At 72.0% G+C, this 15,660-nt stretch carries 19 protein-coding genes and 1 pseudogene; 13 read left to right on the top strand and 7 right to left on the bottom strand.

Features of this window, described 5'->3' with window-relative positions:
* Positions 1–3 precede the first annotated feature (3 nt).
* Complete coding sequence (gene mshA / locus G3I42_RS16160) at positions 4–1,299, top strand: D-inositol-3-phosphate glycosyltransferase (protein WP_239096488.1); 1,296 nt, start codon at positions 4–6, stop codon at positions 1,297–1,299.
* A 19-nt stretch (positions 1,300–1,318) separates the two neighbouring features.
* Positions 1,319–1,822 carry a YbjN domain-containing protein gene (locus G3I42_RS16155; RefSeq protein ID WP_164286588.1) on the top strand — a complete coding sequence of 168 codons (504 nt, stop codon included), beginning with the start codon at positions 1,319–1,321 and terminating at the stop codon, positions 1,820–1,822.
* Between the two features lie 155 nt (positions 1,823–1,977).
* Here the strand turns inward: G3I42_RS16155 and G3I42_RS16150 are convergent, their stop codons facing one another.
* Both G3I42_RS16150 and G3I42_RS16145 read right to left on the bottom strand, forming a co-directional pair.
* Positions 1,978–2,244: a 4-oxalocrotonate tautomerase family protein gene (locus G3I42_RS16150; protein WP_164286586.1), complete on the bottom strand. Its 267-nt coding sequence runs from the start codon at positions 2,242–2,244 to the stop codon at positions 1,978–1,980.
* A 106-nt stretch (positions 2,245–2,350) separates the two neighbouring features.
* The gene (locus tag G3I42_RS16145; RefSeq protein WP_164286584.1) at positions 2,351–3,133 is read right to left on the bottom strand and encodes an SDR family oxidoreductase; all 783 of its coding nucleotides are present in this window, start codon (positions 3,131–3,133) and stop codon (positions 2,351–2,353) included.
* On the opposite strand from G3I42_RS16145, the gene G3I42_RS16140 reads away from it, so the two are divergent.
* The 3 genes from G3I42_RS16140 to G3I42_RS16130 all read left to right on the top strand — a co-directional run bounded on the left by G3I42_RS16140 (position 3,132) and on the right by G3I42_RS16130 (position 5,249).
* Complete coding sequence (locus G3I42_RS16140; protein ID WP_164286582.1) at positions 3,132–3,293, top strand: hypothetical protein; 162 nt, start codon at positions 3,132–3,134, stop codon at positions 3,291–3,293. The two genes, G3I42_RS16145 and G3I42_RS16140, sit on opposite strands and share 2 nt — an antisense overlap.
* The gene (locus G3I42_RS38230; protein ID WP_164286580.1) at positions 3,290–4,195 is read left to right on the top strand and encodes a helix-turn-helix domain-containing protein; all 906 of its coding nucleotides are present in this window, start codon (positions 3,290–3,292) and stop codon (positions 4,193–4,195) included. The genes G3I42_RS16140 and G3I42_RS38230 overlap by 4 nt, the downstream gene beginning before the upstream one ends.
* Positions 4,196–4,487: 292 nt before the next feature.
* A complete protein-coding gene (locus tag G3I42_RS16130; RefSeq protein ID WP_343244561.1) occupies positions 4,488–5,249 on the top strand; it encodes a class I SAM-dependent methyltransferase in 762 nt (253 codons plus the stop codon).
* 223 nt (positions 5,250–5,472) lie between these two features.
* On the opposite strand, the gene G3I42_RS16125 is transcribed toward G3I42_RS16130, so the two are convergent.
* Positions 5,473–6,408 carry an alpha/beta hydrolase gene (locus G3I42_RS16125; protein WP_164286578.1) on the bottom strand — a complete coding sequence of 312 codons (936 nt, stop codon included), beginning with the start codon at positions 6,406–6,408 and terminating at the stop codon, positions 5,473–5,475.
* Between the two features lie 96 nt (positions 6,409–6,504).
* The gene (locus G3I42_RS16120; RefSeq protein WP_164286576.1) at positions 6,505–7,956 is read right to left on the bottom strand and encodes an amidase; all 1,452 of its coding nucleotides are present in this window, start codon (positions 7,954–7,956) and stop codon (positions 6,505–6,507) included.
* A 117-nt stretch (positions 7,957–8,073) separates the two neighbouring features.
* Here G3I42_RS16120 and G3I42_RS16115 point away from each other — a divergent pair, with 117 nt between their 5' ends.
* The gene (locus tag G3I42_RS16115; protein WP_164286574.1) at positions 8,074–8,697 is read left to right on the top strand and encodes a TetR/AcrR family transcriptional regulator; all 624 of its coding nucleotides are present in this window, start codon (positions 8,074–8,076) and stop codon (positions 8,695–8,697) included.
* A 72-nt stretch (positions 8,698–8,769) separates the two neighbouring features.
* Here the strand turns inward: G3I42_RS16115 and G3I42_RS16110 are convergent, their stop codons facing one another.
* A complete protein-coding gene (locus G3I42_RS16110) occupies positions 8,770–10,047 on the bottom strand; it encodes an MFS transporter (protein WP_164286572.1) in 1,278 nt (425 codons plus the stop codon).
* A gap of 219 nt (positions 10,048–10,266) precedes the next feature.
* Between G3I42_RS16110 and G3I42_RS16105 the strand changes: the two genes are divergently transcribed.
* The 3 genes and pseudogenes from G3I42_RS16105 to G3I42_RS16095 all read left to right on the top strand — a co-directional run bounded on the left by G3I42_RS16105 (position 10,267) and on the right by G3I42_RS16095 (position 11,698).
* Positions 10,267–11,025 carry a phosphoglyceromutase gene (locus tag G3I42_RS16105; RefSeq protein ID WP_164286570.1) on the top strand — a complete coding sequence of 253 codons (759 nt, stop codon included), beginning with the start codon at positions 10,267–10,269 and terminating at the stop codon, positions 11,023–11,025.
* A gap of 111 nt (positions 11,026–11,136) precedes the next feature.
* Positions 11,137–11,469 (top strand): annotated as a pseudogene (locus G3I42_RS37620) (transcriptional regulator); the annotation flags it as partial.
* Between the two features lie 88 nt (positions 11,470–11,557).
* On the top strand, positions 11,558–11,698 hold the full coding sequence (locus tag G3I42_RS16095; protein WP_164286558.1) for a hypothetical protein: 141 nt from the start codon (positions 11,558–11,560) through the stop codon (positions 11,696–11,698).
* Between the two features lie 133 nt (positions 11,699–11,831).
* Here the strand turns inward: G3I42_RS16095 and G3I42_RS16090 are convergent, their stop codons facing one another.
* Both G3I42_RS16090 and G3I42_RS16085 read right to left on the bottom strand, forming a co-directional pair.
* Positions 11,832–12,278 carry an ATP-binding protein gene (locus G3I42_RS16090; protein WP_343244560.1) on the bottom strand — a complete coding sequence of 149 codons (447 nt, stop codon included), beginning with the start codon at positions 12,276–12,278 and terminating at the stop codon, positions 11,832–11,834.
* A gap of 157 nt (positions 12,279–12,435) precedes the next feature.
* Positions 12,436–13,218 (bottom strand): GntR family transcriptional regulator, encoded by a 783-nt coding sequence (locus G3I42_RS16085; RefSeq protein ID WP_164286566.1) that lies wholly within the window; start codon positions 13,216–13,218, stop codon positions 12,436–12,438.
* A 14-nt stretch (positions 13,219–13,232) separates the two neighbouring features.
* Here G3I42_RS16085 and G3I42_RS16080 point away from each other — a divergent pair, with 14 nt between their 5' ends.
* From G3I42_RS16080 to G3I42_RS16065, 4 genes are all read left to right on the top strand, one after another.
* A complete protein-coding gene (locus G3I42_RS16080; protein ID WP_164286564.1) occupies positions 13,233–13,697 on the top strand; it encodes an NUDIX domain-containing protein in 465 nt (154 codons plus the stop codon).
* 67 nt (positions 13,698–13,764) lie between these two features.
* A complete protein-coding gene (locus G3I42_RS16075; RefSeq protein WP_164286562.1) occupies positions 13,765–14,274 on the top strand; it encodes a DUF4232 domain-containing protein in 510 nt (169 codons plus the stop codon).
* A gap of 9 nt (positions 14,275–14,283) precedes the next feature.
* Positions 14,284–14,688, top strand: coding sequence for a DUF6228 family protein (locus tag G3I42_RS16070; RefSeq protein WP_203606884.1), 405 nt, complete (start codon positions 14,284–14,286; stop codon positions 14,686–14,688).
* A gap of 9 nt (positions 14,689–14,697) precedes the next feature.
* Positions 14,698–15,660: FG-GAP and VCBS repeat-containing protein (locus G3I42_RS16065; RefSeq protein WP_164286560.1), on the top strand; the 963-nt coding region annotated here is incomplete at its 3' end.

The following is a 15,660-nucleotide window of genomic DNA, read 5'->3' as shown; positions in this document are numbered from 1 at the left end:
CGCCTGCGCCTGCCGGGCCCCGGGCGCCGGGCCCCGCGCCGCGTCGCCATGCTCAGCGTGCACACCTCACCCCTGCACCAGCCGGGGACGGGCGACGCGGGCGGCATGAACGTCTACATCGTCGAACTCGCGCGCCGCCTCGCCGCGCACGACATCGAGGTGGAGATCTTCACGCGCGCCACCGAGGGCGGCCTCGACCCGTGCGTCGAGCTGACCCCGGGCGTGCTCGTGCGGCACGTCGACGCGGGCCCGTACGAGGGCCTCAACAAGGAGGACCTGCCCGCGCAACTGTGCGCCTTCACGCACGGCGTCATGCGCGCCTGGGCCGGGCACCGCCCCGGCTACTACGACCTCGTGCACTCGCACTACTGGCTCTCCGGCCACGTCGGCTGGCTCGCGGCCGAGCGCTGGGGCGTGCCGCTCGTGCACGCCATGCACACGATGGCCAAGGTCAAGAACGCGGCGCTCGCCGAGGGCGACACCCCCGAGCCCGCCGCGCGCGTCATCGGCGAGACGCAGGTCGTCGAAGCGGCGGACCGCCTCATCGCGAACACCGAGGAGGAGGCCGAGGAGCTGATCCGGTACTACGACGCGGACCCCGCGCGGATCGCCGTGGTCCACCCCGGTGTCAACCTCGACCGGTTCCGCCCCGGTGACGGCCGGGCCGCCGCGCGCGCCCGCCTCGGCCTCCCGCAGGACGCCCTCATCCCGCTCTTCGCGGGCCGCATCCAGCCGCTCAAGGCCCCCGACATCCTCCTGCGCGCCGTCGCCCACCTCCTCGCCGAACGCCCGCACCTGCGCGGCCGGCTCCTCGTCCCCGTCGTCGGCGGCCCCTCCGGCAGCGGCCTCGCGAAGCCCGAGCGGCTCCAGAAGCTGGCCGCGCGGCTCGGCATCAGCGACGTCGTACATTTTCAGCCACCTGTGGGGCAGGAGCAGCTCGCCGACTGGTTCCGCGCGGCGTCCGTGCTCGTCATGCCCTCGTACAGCGAGTCGTTCGGGCTCGTCGCGATCGAGGCGCAGGCGGCGGGGACGCCGGTGATCGCCGCCTCGGTCGGCGGGCTCCCGGTGGCGGTACGGGACGGGGTGACCGGTTTCCTCGTACGGGGCCACGACCCCGCCGACTACGCGGCGCGCCTGGCCCGCTTCGTGGACGCCCCCGAGCTGACCGCGCGCATGGGCGAGGCGGCGGCGCGGCACGCGCTCTCCTTCGGCTGGGACACGGCGGCATCGGCGACGGCGGAGGTGTACGCCGCCGCCGTGCAGGAACGCAGGCGTCGCGTACGCTCGCAACACGTCTGACCTGGGAGGAACGAGCACCATGACCGCTGAGGAAAACCCCGACGCCGTCCTGACCGCCTTCCTGAAGGACGCCGAACTCGACTGGGAGAGCCCCGAACCGGGCACCTACGTCGTCAAGCTCCCCGGCACCCGCAAGCTTTCGACGACCCTCTCGCTCCTGATCGGCAAGCACACCCTTTCCTTGCAGGCGTTCGTCGTGCGCCACCCCGACGCCAACGAGCCCGCCGTGCACCGCTGGCTCCTGGAGCACAACCTCAAGCTGTACGGCGTGAGTTACGCGATCGACCACCTCGGCGACATCTACCTCACGGGCCGCCTCCCCCTCGCCGCCGTCACCCCCGACGAACTCGACCGCCTCCTCGGCTCGGTCCTCGAAGCGGCGGACGGCAGCTTCAACACCCTCCTCGAACTCGGCTTCGCCGACGCGATCCGCAAGGAATACGCATGGCGCGTCTCACGCGGCGAGTCGACCCGCAACCTGGAGGCGTTCGGGCGGCTCACGGGGGAGGGCGGGAGGGACTGACGCAGGCGGGGGGAGCGGCACTGCCCCGTGCCCTGCCGCGCCTGCCCCCTGCCTTGCCGCGCCTGCCCGTGCCCTGCCGCGCCTGGAGCGGGTCAGGGCACGGGCAGGCGCGGGGGACGGGCGATGCGGCCTCGCCGGCGTGCGGTCCGGCGCGGTCAGGCGTCGCCGGTGCGCTCGGTCCCGGGGGCGCGGTCGGCTTCGCCGGTGCCGGTCCCCGCCGCTCCGCCCAGTTCGGCGAGGGTCAGTACGTCGCCGGAGATGCCCCAGCCGCCATCGGCGACCTCCTCGACGAGCACCATGGTGTTGGCGCGGGCGCGCTCGCCGTAGATCTCGGCGTACAGCTCGGTGGTGCGGGTGATGATCTGCGCCTTCTGCTGCGGGGTGAGGGTCTTCTCGGGGACCTTGAAGTTCGCGAAAGGCATGGCTGCGTTCCTTCTCTCGATGGGGTGTATCGGGGAACGGCGCGCGGTGGGCGGGCCGTCCGGGGTGCGCGGGGGCGGCCGGCCGGTGGGCCGGTCGCCGGGTGGCTCAGATGATTCCGCCGTTGGCGCGGACGACCTGTCCGTTGATCCAGCGGCCCGCCGGGGAGGCGAGGAACGCGACGACCTCGGCGATGTCGGCGGGGGTGCCGAGGCGCTCCAGCGGGGGCTGGGCGGCCAGGCGGGCGATGGTCTCCTCGTCCTTGCCGTCCAGGAAGAGCGCGGTGGCCGTGGGGCCGGGCGCGACGGCGTTGACGGTGACGTCCCGGCCGCGCAGTTCGCGGGCCAGGATCAGCGTCAGCGCCTCGACCGCGCCCTTGCTGGCGGCGTACGCGCCGTAGCCGGGGAAGGCGAGCCCCACCACGGACGTGGAGAAGGTCACGATCGCGCCACCGGGACGCACCCGGCGGGCCGCCTGCTGGACGACGGCGAACGTGCCGCGGATGTTGGTGCGGTGCAGCTCGTCCAGGTCGGCGAGGTCCAGCTCGGCGACCGGCGCCAGGTGCATCCGCCCGGCCGCGTGCACGACGACGTCGACCCCGCCGAACTCCGCCTCGGCCGCGTCGAACAGGGCCGCGACCGCGTGCTCGTCGCCGACGTCCGCCCGTACCGCGATCGCCCGGCCGCCCCCGGCGACGATCTCCGTCACGGCGGCCTCGGCCTCGTCCGGCCTCCCGGCGCAGCCGACCACGACGGCGTGTCCGTCGGCGGCGAGCCTTCCGGCGGCCCGGCGGCCGATACCGCGCGAGCCACCGGTGACGAGCGCGACGCGGGACGGGGCCGAGGACCGGGCCGCGGGAGCGGCCCTTCCGGGGGGAGGGGGGAGGGGCATGGCTGAACTCCTGTCGTGGATGCGGGCGGACCGGCCTCGCCGTCGCCCTGCCGCGCCCTCCACGATCGGCCCGCTCCCCGACCCCAGCCAGGGTTCTTCCTGCCCAGGGGTCGCCACCCCCTGGCTGCGCTCCACCGCGCGAGCCATCATGGACGGGTGAACCTCCCCGAACTCGGCGGCTTCCTCAGGACCCGCCGCGACCGCATCCGCCCCGCCGAGGTCGGTCTCCCCCAGGGCCCGCGCCGACGCGTCCCCGGGCTGCGCCGGGAGGAGGTCGCGCAGCTGGCCGGGCTGTCGGCCGACTACTACACCGAGCTGGAACGCGGCAGCACGAAGCACCGCGTGCAGCCCTCCGCCCAGACCCTGGCCGCCCTCGCCAGGGCCCTGCGCCTGAACGGCGACGAGCGCGACCACCTGTTCCACCTGGCCGAACGGCCGGTCCCCCCGTCCGCGCACGGAACGTCGGCGCACGTGCAGCCCGCGCTCCTCGGGCTTCTGGACCAGCTGTCCCGGACCCCCGCGCGGATCATCACCGACCTGCACGAGACCCTGGCGGAGAACGACCTCGCGCGCACCCTGCTCGGCCCGTCCCCGGCACACCGCGGCCCGGCGGCGAGCTTCGTCCACCGCTGGTTCACCGACCCCCGGGCACGCGAGATCTACCCGCCCGAGGACCACCCGCGCCACTCCCGGGTGTTCGTGGCCGACCTCCGGGCGGCGGCGGCCCGGCGCGGCCGGGACCCCGAGACCACGAGGATGGTCGCCGCGCTGCGCCGCCGCAGCCCGGAGTTCGCGGCCCTCTGGGACGCCCACGACGTCGCGGTACGCCGCATGGACCGCAAGCGGATCGTCCACGCTGTGCTCGGCGTGATCGAACTCGACTGCTCCAACCTCCTCAGCGAGGACGGACGGCAGCGACTCCTGTGGTTCACCGCCCCGCCGGGCAGCCGGGGAGCCGAGCAGCTGGAACTGCTGTCCGTCGTGGGGAGCCAGGAGCTGCGCGCCGCACAGGACTCGGCACCGGAGAGGCCGCCCGCGCAGGTTCCCGGGCCACCGCGCTGACGCGGCGGGCCCGCCCCCGATTTCCCCCGCCTGCCGTCCCCCGCGAAGACCCCTTACCGGCCAACCGCGCCCGCCTCGCGCGAGTTGCCCCCCACCCCCCGCCTTCCCGGGTCGCCACGCCCGCCCCCGTACGGCACACGACGACGTACGCCCGCGCGCCGCACCCCCGCCACCCCGCTCCCCGTGCGCGCAACCCCCCGCCCGCCTAGGCTCACGGCACCCCCCGCACCCCACCCGAAAGGGCTCCGCCGTGCTGCGCCACATCCGTACGACCGACGACGTCCGCGCCCTCGTGGACGAGCTGTTCCCGGCCGCCCCCGCCCCCGCCGGCGAAGACGACCTCGCCCTCCTCGACACGCTCTTCCCCGCCACTGCCGACCGCTGGAGCGAGGACGGTTCGGCCTGGTGGGACGCCTTCTACGGCGATACGGGCCGGCCGGTCCCCTTCCGCGACGCCGGCCCCGACGAGCACCTCGCCGCGTACCTCGCCGCAGGGCGTCTCGGTGCCCCCGGCCGCGCGCTCGACCTCGGCTGCGGTACGGGCCGCAACGCGGCCGAACTCGCGGCGCGCGGCTGGGAGGTGGACGCCGTCGACCTCTCCGCGACCGTCCTCGCCACGGCCCGTACCCGCGTTCCCGCGAGCGTCCGCCTCCACCACGGCGACGCCTTCACGCTCCCCGCCCTCACCGGCCCCTACGACCTCGTCCACGACAGCGGCTGCTTCCACCACCTGCCCCCGCACCGCCGCCCGAGCCACCTCGCCCTCCTCGCCCGCGTCCTCGGGCCCGGCGGCCACCTCACCCTCACGTGCTTCGCGAGCGGGCGCCCCGACTCGGGCTCCGAACTCCCCGACGCGGCCTTCTACCGGGGCGAGCACGCCGGCTCCCTGCACGGCGGCCTCGCCTACTCCGCCGACGCCCTCCGTGACATCTTCGCGAGCCCGCCCGCCTCGCTGAGTTGTGAGGAGCTGCGCCCGATGCGGGTCCCGGTGCTGGACGAGGGCCTCTTCGGCGCGGACTTCCTGTGGGCCGGGCTGTTCCGGCGCGGAGCCTGAGCGGTATCGCGTGCGCGGGAGGTCCGGGCCGTGGCTGAGCCTCTCGCTTTCGTCAGCGTGCTCGTCCATGCCTCGACCGATGCATGGATAGTGCCCCTGAGCCGCGACGATGTGCTTCATCCAGCATTCCGTCAGCCGCCCGAGGAGAGGCACTCCTCAGGTGAGTGAGCGTATCGGGCGGTATGCGGATGTACGTGCCGGGACTGGAAGCGGCGAGGCGGGCTCACCGATCGGGCCGGGCGTCGTGCTGCCGGGCGTTTCTGAGGTGAGTGTCGAACCAGTCGATCGCGACCGTGGAAGCGAATGCGGACTGCTGAATGTAGGACAGGAAATGGTTGCCCTCCGTGAGGACGAGCTTCTTCGGTTCGTGAGCGCGGTCGAAGCCATCGAGGGCAATGTCGGCGGGGGCGACGTCGTCCTCCTTGGCCACGAGCATCAGCAGGGGAGTGGGGGCGATGCGGGAGATCCACTGACCGGGTTCATAGGCGCGGGCGCGACGGCTGGACTGAAGGGTCACCTCGTTCGTCCACGCGTCGTCCGGTGCCCGGTGCAGATAGAAGTCGGCCGCACCCGTTTGCGGGTAGGCCGCCGGGGGGCCATGGCTCGTGCCGGTGTCGACGAAGGGCGCGTAGACGGGCGGCTTGCCCGCCAACTGGTCGCGTTCGTCCTGATGGAAGCGCTCCTCCAGGGCGCGTACCTCGTGGGGCGGGACGCGGCGCTGTCCGGTCTCGTAGCCGCTGACGGTGGGGGCCTGGGCGTAAACAGCTTTGATGCGGCGATCGGTGGCCCCGAGGACCAGGGCGTGACCACCGGCGTAGCTGAATCCCCATATCCCGATGCGCTGTGCGTCGATTTCCCCGCGGGTGCCGAGGTAGGTGATCGCCCATCGCCAGTCCGCGATCTGCTGGTAGGGGTCGATGTCCTGGCGGGGTGTGCCGCCGCTGTCGCCGAAGTTGCGGTGGTCGTGGAGGAGGACCGCGTAGCCGGCCTCGCTGAAGCGGCGGGCTGTGTGCTCGATGCTGTGATGACGGGTGCCGCCGAAACCGTGGGCCATGGTGATGGCGGGCAACGGCTTCTCGGCGTTCTCGGGAAGGAACAGCCAGGCGGCCAGTTCGATGCCGTCGGGCAGGGGGATGCGTACGTCGATCCGCTCAACCATGGCGGACCCTCCTTCAAGGGATCTCTGTTCGTGCGTCGTGGTGTCGCGGCCGCTCAGGTCCGTACGAATTTCTTCGTCAGCGCCGCATTCGCCTCTTCAGCGGCCCGGGTGGGACCCGGCCCATACCGGGGGAGTCCGGCCTGACCACGGACTTGCCTGTTCGAGTTGGCCGGCGAGGCGGAAGAGCCGGCTCTCAAGGCCGTATCCGGCGGCGAACTGCATGCCTACGGGAAGCCCCGTCCCGGCGTCGGCCGTCACAGGTACGGACATGGCGGGCGTGCCCGCCAGGTTGAACGGCATGGTGAACGGCGACAGGTCGTTGATGCGCCCGATCCAGCCCAGGCCGTCCAGTGTCTCCGCACCCTCGGTATGGGTGCCCAGAGGCAAGGGGGGCTCCGGCAGGGTCGGCGTGAGGAGGATGTCGTACGCGTCGAAGTACCGCGCCAGGCTTCGGGCCACCCGGTTGCGCATCGCGAGAGCGGTGAGGAATTGCGGGCCGCCGACCCGCTGCCCGTAGTGGTAGCCGGCCAGGGTCGCCGGCTCAAGGGTCGAGGAGTCGATGGGACGGCCGGAGGCGGCGGCCAACCCGTCGACCAGCGTGGTGACATTCACCGTCATCAGCCGGGCGTTGGCCAGGACGAATTCCTCCCAGTCGGCGCCGAGGCCGACCTCGGTCTCCTCCACCTGGTGACCAAGGGATTCAAGCAACCGCACAGTGCGGGAGAGGGCGTCGGCCACCGGTGCGGTGGTGCGGCGTCCGCCCCACGCCTGGGCGAGGACACCGATGCGCAACGAGCCCGGATGACGGGTGACTTCCTCCGCGTACGGTCGTGACGGCTGCTGGGCGAAGTAGGGGTCGCCCGATTCCGGGCCGCGTATCTGGTCGAGCAGGACCGCACTGTCGCGTACGGTGCGGCTGACGCTGCCGTGCACGGCCAGGCCGTTGAAGACCTCATCGACGCCGGGCCCCATGGACACCCGGCCCCGGGTGGGTTTGATCCCGAAGAGGCCGTTGTAGGCGGCGGGGACACGGAGCGATCCGGCGGCGTCGGTGCCGTGGGCGACCGGGACCATCCCCGCGGCGACAGCGGCGGCCGCGCCTCCGCTGGATCCGCCCGCGCTTCGCTCCAGGTCCCACGGGTTGCGGGTCGTGCCGTGCAACGCTGATTCCGTCGAGATGCCGTAGGCCATCTCCGGTGTCGCGGTACGCCCGAACGTCACGAGGCCGGCGCGACGGAAGCGCAGCATCAGTGAGGAGTCGGAGCCGGCGACATTACCGGCCGCCAGACGGCTCCCCAGCTCCATTCGCCTGCCGGCCATGGCCACCGCGATGTCTTTGATCAGAAAGGGGACACCGGCAAGGGGTGCGCTGCCGCGGACGGGTTCGTCGTCGGACGGCCAGGTCTCCACGACGGCGTTGATCCGCGGGTCGACCGCCTGTACAGCCTGGCGTGCGGCCGCCTCCAGTTCGACGGGGCGCACCGTGCCCTCGGCCACCAGCTCCGCCAGCCCGACCGCGTCGAAGCTCACGTATTCAGAAACCTTCACTGCCGCCCCTCACAAGAACGATACCGTTGAGTGTCGAACGATACCGTACGGTATCGAAGGGGCCTTGCTGGTATCGTAATGGGTTGTGAACCCCGCGATCGGAGTGACGGAGTAGTCATGGCATCGACCGTCAGCAGGCCGAGCAGAGTGGCGAAGCTGCCGCCTCGTGAGCGCATCCTCGACGCGGCCGAAGAGCTCTTCCGGAGAGAAGGGATCCGGCAGGTGGGGGTCCAGGCGATCGCCGACAAGGCCGAGACCACCAAAATGGCGATCTACCGGCACTTCGAGACCAAGGACGCGCTGGTCGCGGAGTGGCTGCGGATCCTCGCCGCCGATTACCAGGCGGCCTTCGACCGCGTGGAAACCGAACACCCCGACCGGCCCGAGGAGCAGATTCTGGGTCTGGCCCGATTCATTGCCGAGGGGCTGCCGGCGATCTCGTACAGGGGATGCCCGTTCATCAACTCCCTCGCCGAGCTGCCCGACCGCCTTCATCCGGCACGGCAGGTGATCGAGGACCACAAGGCCCACCAGGCACGCAGGCTGATCGCCATGTGCGCCAGAGCCCGGATGCCCGACCCCGAACAGGCCGCGGCCGAGATCACCTTCGTGCTCGAAGGGGCGCAGGTCAGCACACAGAACGGAAGTATCGATCAGACGGGAGACCGTCTCATGAAGATCGTCGAGGGAATCGTGGACCGGCACCGCTCCCACCCTGGAGCCTGCAGGGCGGCCAACTGACCGCCCGCGCCGCCCGCGCCGCCGCCCGACCACCGCTCGATGTGGGCCTGCGATCGTGACCTGGCGCGCCCCTCAGCTGGAGGCGTCCTTGACCAGATCGGGAACAGCGTCCGGGGCGGAGCCCCGTGAGGCCGGCCCCGGATCACCCGCCCCCTTCGCCGTCCGCAGGACCACCCCGTACCCCACCCCCGCCACCGTCCCGAGCACCGCGCACGACCCCCACAGCCACCCCGCCCCCAGGTGGTCGATCATCGCCCCCGCCATGAGCGGAGCGACCAGCGCGGCGGCCGACCAGGAGAGCCCGTACACGCCCTGGTAGCGCCCGCGCCCCCGTACCGGCGAGAGCTGGACGACCAGGCTCGTCTGGGTCGGCGCGTTGACCATCTCGGCGAGCGTCCACACCGTGATCGTCATGAGCAGCACGGCCATCGAGTCCGCGAAGGCGGTGAGCCCGAGCCCGTACCCGGCGAGGAGCGAGGAGAGGACGAGCAGCCGGCCGGGGGAGCGGTGCTCGATGAAGCGCGTCAGCGGGATCTGGAGGATCACGATGAGGACGCCGTTGAGGGCGATCGCGCTGCCGTAGTCGGCGGGCGAGAAACCTGCCTGGCCCATCGTGATCGGCAGCCCGACCTGGGCTTCCTGGAAGACGAGCGCGACGAGGAACGACAGCCCGACGACGGCCATGAACCGCCCGTCCCGCGCGACCGTCCGCAAGCCCACCTCGTCCTGGCGCGCCTCCTTCCCGGGCCGCTCCGGGCGGGTCTCGGGGAGCTTGAGGAAGACGACGATCGCGCAGGCCATCGTGAGGGTGGCGTCGCCGAGGAAACCGGCGAGGTAGCTGTACTCGGCGACGAAACCGGCGAGGACGGAGGAGACGGCGAAGCCGAGGTTGATCGCCCAGTAGTTGAGCGCGAACGCGCGGACGCGGTCCTCGGGCGGTACGAGGTCGGCGAGCATCGCCTGCACGGCCGGGCGCGCCGCGCTGTTGACGAAGCCGACGACGGCGGCGACGCCCGCGATCGCGACCGGGTGCGTGACGAAGCCGAGCACCGCGACGGCGACGGCCGTCGCCGCCTGCGCCGTGAACATCGTGGGCCGCCGCCCCCAGCGGTCCGTGAGCACCCCGCCGACGAGCGAGGCGAGGACCCCGCCGAGCCCGAAGAGCGCGGCGACGAGACCCGCGTACGAGGCGGAGTAGCCGCGCTCGACGGTCAGGTAGATCGCCATGAAGGTGTAGACGAAGCCGCCGAGCCGGTTGATGAGTGTGCTCGTCCACAGCCACCAGAAGGCGCGCGGGAGCCCCGACACGCTCTCGTGCAGGGCGCTGCGCACCCGCGCGACGGACGACATGGGACCCCCCGGGGGACGGTGCTGCGGTAAGAGGCCGAACGGCCGTCGACACCTTACGAAGGGGGGTGGTGGCGGGGCCACTGGATTGACGCCGCCCGTCAATCGTCGGCGGCTGCCGGGAGGGGCCTCGGAAGAGCCCCGCCATGCCCGTACGAGCGGGCCGTTCCAGGCTCCGGGCGGACGCGGCGCGGCCCGTACCCGTGGATTACGCTCGGAGCCATGGCCGACGCACCGTACAAGCTGATCCTCCTCCGCCACGGCGAGAGCGAGTGGAACGCGACGAACCAGTTCACCGGGTGGGTGGACGTCAACCTGACCGCGAAGGGCGAGAAGGAGGCCCTGCGCGGTGGCGAGCTGCTGAAGGAGACCGGGCTGCTGCCCGACGTGGTCCACACCTCGCTCCTCAAGCGCGCGATCCGCACCGCGCAGATCGGCCTGGAGGCCGCCGAGCGCCACTGGATTCCCGTCCGCCGCTCCTGGCGCCTCAACGAGCGGCACTACGGCGCGCTCCAGGGCAAGGACAAGGCGCAGACGCTCGCCGAGTTCGGCGAGGAGCAGTTCCAGCAGTGGCGCCGCTCCTACGACGTCCCGCCGCCCCCGCTCGCGGCCGACGCCGAGTACTCGCAGGCGCACGACGCGCGCTACCAGTCGATCCCCTCGGACGCGCGCCCGGACACGGAGTGCCTGAAGGACGTCGTCGTCCGCATGCTCCCGTACTGGTACGACGACATCGTCCCCGACCTCGCCACCGGCCGCACGGTCCTCGTCGCCGCCCACGGCAACAGCCTCCGCGCCCTGGTCAAGCACCTCGACCAGATCTCGGACGCCGACATCGCGGGCCTGAACATCCCCACGGGCATCCCGCTCGCCTACGACCTCGACGCCGACTTCCAGCCGGTGAAGAAGGGCGGCACGTACCTCGACCCGGAGGCGGCCAAGGCCAACATCGAAGCGGTCAAGAACCAGGGCCGCAAGTAACGGGCCCGCCCGGGCCTGCGACTTCCGTGGCCTGGGAACCCGCTCCCCGTACGGAGAGAAGCGCGTCCGTACGGGGAGCGGGCCGGCCACCGGCTGCGGGATAACCGCCCCATGACAGCACCGTCCGACGCCACCGCCGTGCGGCGCGCGCGATTCGCCCGGCGGCTGCCCGCCACTCTCGCCGAGCTCGTCGGCCCACGCCACGGCACCGTCCGGCTCCCTCTCCACCTGGCCTGGTCCGGGCTGACGTCCTTCGACCTGGACCGCCCCCGCCTCCGGATGAGCTGCTACCGCATCGTCCTCGCCGAGGCCGGCCACGACGACCTGTGCCGCTACCTCGACCGCGCCCTCCTCGTCGCCCTGTGGCCCACCCTGCGCACCCTGGTCAGCCGCGACATCCGCGAGGTCTGGGAGAGCGCCTTCCCGGAACTGCGGACGGCCGCGTCGGCGCTCCGGTCGTTCACGAGGACGGGCCTGCCGGGCGGAACAGTTCCGACAGCCCTGTCCCCAGCACTGCCAGCGTGCGCAACGAGTGCCACGCTGCGTCCGCGTCGAGCCCGGCCCAGGCCCGGACTGTCTGTGGCGACAGATGGAGCTCGATCCGGCGAGCCAGGACATCCGCAGCCACGGGCAGGTGCGGGTGGGGCGGGAGATCGTCGAGAAGGTCTTCTAGTCCGCGACGGGCACGAAAATACCGGTCGTTGACGATCTCCTGTGGCGGGGGCGAAGCGCGACGCGTGATGCTTCGCAGCAGCAGCATGAAGTTGTCGAACGTGGTGCCGTTCGGGCGTGGGAGCCGTTGTGTCTCATCCACAGTTGGCACGCCCTGCCAGGCACGCGGTCACGCGCTTTCCCGCTCCGTTCGGCAGAGAAGCCCAGGAGAGCGTTGCGCCCAGGCATTTGATCAGCAACAGCCCCCGGCCCGACTCCGCTTCTTCGTCCGTCCGTGGTACTGGCGTGAAGTGCGGTGCGCAGTCCGATACTTCGAGGAGCAGGTGTCCGCCCTCCACGTCCACTCGCAGGACAAGAGGGGGTGAGCCGCCGTTCCCCGCACCCGTGTGCCGCACCGCGTTGGCCATCAGTTCGGTCGTGATCAGGAGCGCCGCGTCGAGGTCCCCATCCCAGCCCCACCGGTTCAGCAGCCGCCGCACCGTATTTCTCGCCTCCGGGGCCGAGATTTCGGTGGGGCGGAACTCCCCCGACCAATGGTGGGTGAGGTGTGGAGAGGAGTTCGGTACGGCCGTCTCGGTCACTTCGGCGCTCCCGTTCGTGCGAGGACCGGGCAGGCGCAGCAGCACCTGCCCTCAACTCATATGTATGAGTTGAGGGCAGCACGATCTCGCACTCATGTATATAAGTCAACCCTCCGTCTTTGACGTGTGACGGAGGGTTGATGTCGCGGGGCTTGCTTCAGTCCACAGCTGGAATGCGGTATGTCAGGACGAACTGATCCGCCGCCATCACCGTGTCGCAGACCTCGATAACGCGGCCCAATGTCGTGACCGCCTCGCGTACGAGGTGGATCACGGGTGTTCCCGGCGTCAGGCCAAGCACTTCCGTCTCGGCTGCCGTGGCGCCACGCGCTTGCAAGGTCTCGACGAATTCGGCGAACTCATGTCCCGCGTCCTCGAAGCGTGCGTAAATCCCACCGCTGCCCGGATTCTCGGCCCTGAGCGGAGGGATCGCGTCGGCGACGTCCCGGGGAATGAACGACGTGGCGGTCTCGACGGGCACATCGTCCCGCAGATAGAGGCGCTGGCGAGCCAGTACCTCTGTGCCAGGTGCGACTCCCAGGAGGGGAGCGATGTCCTCGGGAGCGGGGCGGTGTTGGACGGAAAGAACGCGAACACCGGGAACCGCGCCCGACTGAGCCGCCTCCGCGAGGTATGCCGCCTGGCCCTTCGTGCGATGCGAGCGGCGGAAGCGGTCCGAGGAGCGCTGTCGTACCGGCGGGCGCTTCTTCACCAGGGAGCCCTTGCCGTGGCGCGTTTCCACACGCCCGCCGGCCCGTACCTCCGCCATCGCCTTCCGCACCGTCCCGGCCGAGACGCCGTACGTGCGCATCAGCTCCGCCTCGCTAGGCAGCAGCTCGCCGGGCGGGAGCGTCCCGTCCTCGATCTGGCGGAGAAGGTCTGCGGCGATCCTCGCGTACTGCGGCACGGCTCTGCCCCCGGTCTCGTGCGCTCGCCCCATGGCCACGCCCTCCTATGCTCCTGCACATGAGTAACAACCCCCGCAAGTCCGGGTCAACGCCCCGCCACTCCGTCTCCGTCGCCGGGGCCGTCACCGACTCCCGGGGGCGGTTTCTCGTGATCCGGCGGGCTGACAACGGGGCGTGGGAACTGCCCGGTGGGGTGCTGGAGTTGGGGGAGACGCCGGAGGCGGGGGTGTGGCGGGAGGTGTGGGAGGAGACCGGGGTCGAGGTGGAGGTCGGGGGGCTCAGTGGGGTGTACAAGAACCTCGTCAGGGGGGTCGTCGCGCTCGTGTTCAGGTGCCGGCCCGTGGGCGGGGCTCTCCGGGGGTCGGAGGAGTCCAGTGCCGTGGAGTGGCTGACGGGCGACGAGGTGCGGGAGCGGGTTGCCGAGGTGTTCGCCGTGCGGCTTTTCGATGCCGAGCGGGACGGGGTTGTCGTGCGGAGTCATGACGGACGGGGGTTTGTTGAGGGTTTGTGACATTTGCGGGGGGCTTGGGCGGGGAGTGATGTCGCGTACGTACCTCTGCCAGGAAGCCAGGAGTCCCATGCGCCGCCGTCTCGTCCCCCTCGCCGTCCTCGCTGCCACCGCAGCCCTCGTCGCCGCGCCCGCCGCTCAGGCGGCCCCCGCCAAGCCCCCCGCCGTCAAGGCGTGCTCCACCGCCGTCACCTCCCTCGCCGTCGACAAGGTCAGGCGGCCCGTCAACCACCTGCTCCTCACCCTCACCAACGACGGCAAGCGCCCCTGCTACGCCTACGGTGCCCCCGCCGTCGTCTTCGATGACGAGCCGGCCGTGACCGGCGTCCTGGAGGACAGCGTCCCGCAGGCCGTCGTCACGCTGGAGCCCGGCGAGTCCGCGTACGCGGCGATCGGCCTGTCCAGCCCCGGCGGCCCGCGCGGCCGGACGGTCCACCACCTCAGTTCCTGGCTCGCCAACCGCAAGCTCCAGGCCGTCGGCGACCCCGCCACGCTCGCCCTCCCCCGGCCCACCCACGTCGACGACTCGGCCTACGTCACCTACTGGCAGTCCACCCCGGACCTCGCCCACACCTGGTAGAACTCCCGGATGGACGAGGAGATACGCGTCGAGGTGAGCCGCACGTTGTCGCTGCGCGATCCCGTGCGGCCGTACCCCGAGGACCCCACGCTCGATGTGACGGTGCTTGTGGACGACGGGTCGCTCCGCGTCGAGAAACACCTGACGACCTGGGACGGCGACGGCCTCGGCGCCTTTCTCGCCGCCCGCGCCGAGGAGTTCAGGGGCTGGGACGGGCCGCGCGCGTGGCGCTCGCTCGAAGGCGACCTGCGGCTGAGCGCCGTGCACACGGGCCGGTCGGTCCGGCTCGCCTGGGAGCTGTGGGGTGATCTCCTCGGCGACACCTGGCAGTTGACGTACGTCACGGAGCACGCCCCGGGCGAGGACATGCGGGGACTCGCCGCCGATGTCGACGCGTTCCTCCGCTCGTGTTGAGGTGGAGGCATGGAACGTTCCCGGATCGCCCTCGCTCTCACCGGTGTCGTCGTGCTCGGCGCCGTCGGCACCGCCTCCGCGAATGACGGCATCGCGCGGCCCGTCGACGGCAGCGCGTGCCGCGCGGAGGCCAGACAGCCGGAGCGGCAGCCGGATGTCGACGGGGACGGGCACGGCGACCTCGTCCTGGAGACCGGCGGGGACGGGCGGACGGGCGTCGAGACGGGGCGGATATACGTGCGGTACGGGTCCGGCGCGAAGGCCCGTACCGCGTATCTGAGGCAGGAGGACTTCGGCCTGCACGGGCAGCAGGAGACGGTCGGCGGCTCCGCGACGAACATCCCCGCCGTCGCCGACCTCGACGGGGACGGGGCCGCCGACATCGTGACCGGCGCCCGCCCCGCCGTCCGCTGGGGCGGCCCGCACTCCGCCGCACCCACCCGCCTCCGCTTCCCCTACGCCCCGGACGCCGAGACCCAAAACCCGCCCGTCGCGGGCGACTTCGACGGCGACGGCCACCCGGACCTCGCCTCGCTCCGCGTCGACAGCGACCACACGAAGCTCGTCGTCCTGCACGGCCCGTTCACGCGCGAGGGCCGCGCGGCCCGTACGGAGGTACGCCGTGCCCCCGACGACGTCCGCCCCGCCTACGCCTCCGGTCTCACCCTCGTCGCCGCCGAGGCGACCGGGGACGGAGCGGACGACCTCGTCGAGTACGAACCGGGGGCGCACGGGACCCCGTACCTCCTCCCGGGCAAGCGCGGCGGCGGTTTCGGCGCGGCGCGCGCACTGCCCGCGGGCGACGCCCTCGCCGTCGGCGACTACGACGGCGACGGCCTGCCGGACATCGCGATCGGCGACAGCGGCGTGCCGGACGACGACGGCGAGTCGCCCGTCGCGGACCGGCGCGGCCGCGTCCTCGTCGTGTACGGGAAGGACCGGGCGCACCCGGTCGTCCTGGAGGGCGGCGCG

This window comes from Streptomyces sp. SID11385 (assembly GCF_010548245.1).
Taxonomy (GTDB): domain Bacteria; phylum Actinomycetota; class Actinomycetes; order Streptomycetales; family Streptomycetaceae; genus Streptomyces.
Note: the sequence above shows the minus strand (reverse complement) of the source record. Positions and strands in the feature narration are given on the sequence as shown.

What these genes read in the sequence shown, in the direction of transcription:
- G3I42_RS16075 (WP_164286562.1), top strand. Translation starts at nt 13,765, where the DNA reads ATGCGCCGCCGTCTCGTCCCCCTCGCCGTCCTCGCTGCCACCGCAGCC.
- G3I42_RS16145 (WP_164286584.1), bottom strand. Translation starts at nt 3,133, where the DNA reads ATGCCCCTCCCCCCTCCCCCCGGAAGGGCCGCTCCCGCGGCCCGGTCC.
- G3I42_RS16155 (WP_164286588.1), top strand. Translation starts at nt 1,319, where the DNA reads ATGACCGCTGAGGAAAACCCCGACGCCGTCCTGACCGCCTTCCTGAAG.
- G3I42_RS16140 (WP_164286582.1), top strand. Translation starts at nt 3,132, where the DNA reads ATGGCTGAACTCCTGTCGTGGATGCGGGCGGACCGGCCTCGCCGTCGC.
- G3I42_RS16110 (WP_164286572.1), bottom strand. Translation starts at nt 10,047, where the DNA reads ATGTCGTCCGTCGCGCGGGTGCGCAGCGCCCTGCACGAGAGCGTGTCG.
- G3I42_RS16150 (WP_164286586.1), bottom strand. Translation starts at nt 2,244, where the DNA reads ATGCCTTTCGCGAACTTCAAGGTCCCCGAGAAGACCCTCACCCCGCAG.
- G3I42_RS16085 (WP_164286566.1), bottom strand. Translation starts at nt 13,218, where the DNA reads ATGGGGCGAGCGCACGAGACCGGGGGCAGAGCCGTGCCGCAGTACGCG.
- G3I42_RS16105 (WP_164286570.1), top strand. Translation starts at nt 10,267, where the DNA reads ATGGCCGACGCACCGTACAAGCTGATCCTCCTCCGCCACGGCGAGAGC.
- G3I42_RS16080 (WP_164286564.1), top strand. Translation starts at nt 13,233, where the DNA reads ATGCTCCTGCACATGAGTAACAACCCCCGCAAGTCCGGGTCAACGCCC.
- G3I42_RS16125 (WP_164286578.1), bottom strand. Translation starts at nt 6,408, where the DNA reads ATGGTTGAGCGGATCGACGTACGCATCCCCCTGCCCGACGGCATCGAA.
- G3I42_RS16115 (WP_164286574.1), top strand. Translation starts at nt 8,074, where the DNA reads ATGGCATCGACCGTCAGCAGGCCGAGCAGAGTGGCGAAGCTGCCGCCT.
- G3I42_RS16070 (WP_203606884.1), top strand. Translation starts at nt 14,284, where the DNA reads ATGGACGAGGAGATACGCGTCGAGGTGAGCCGCACGTTGTCGCTGCGC.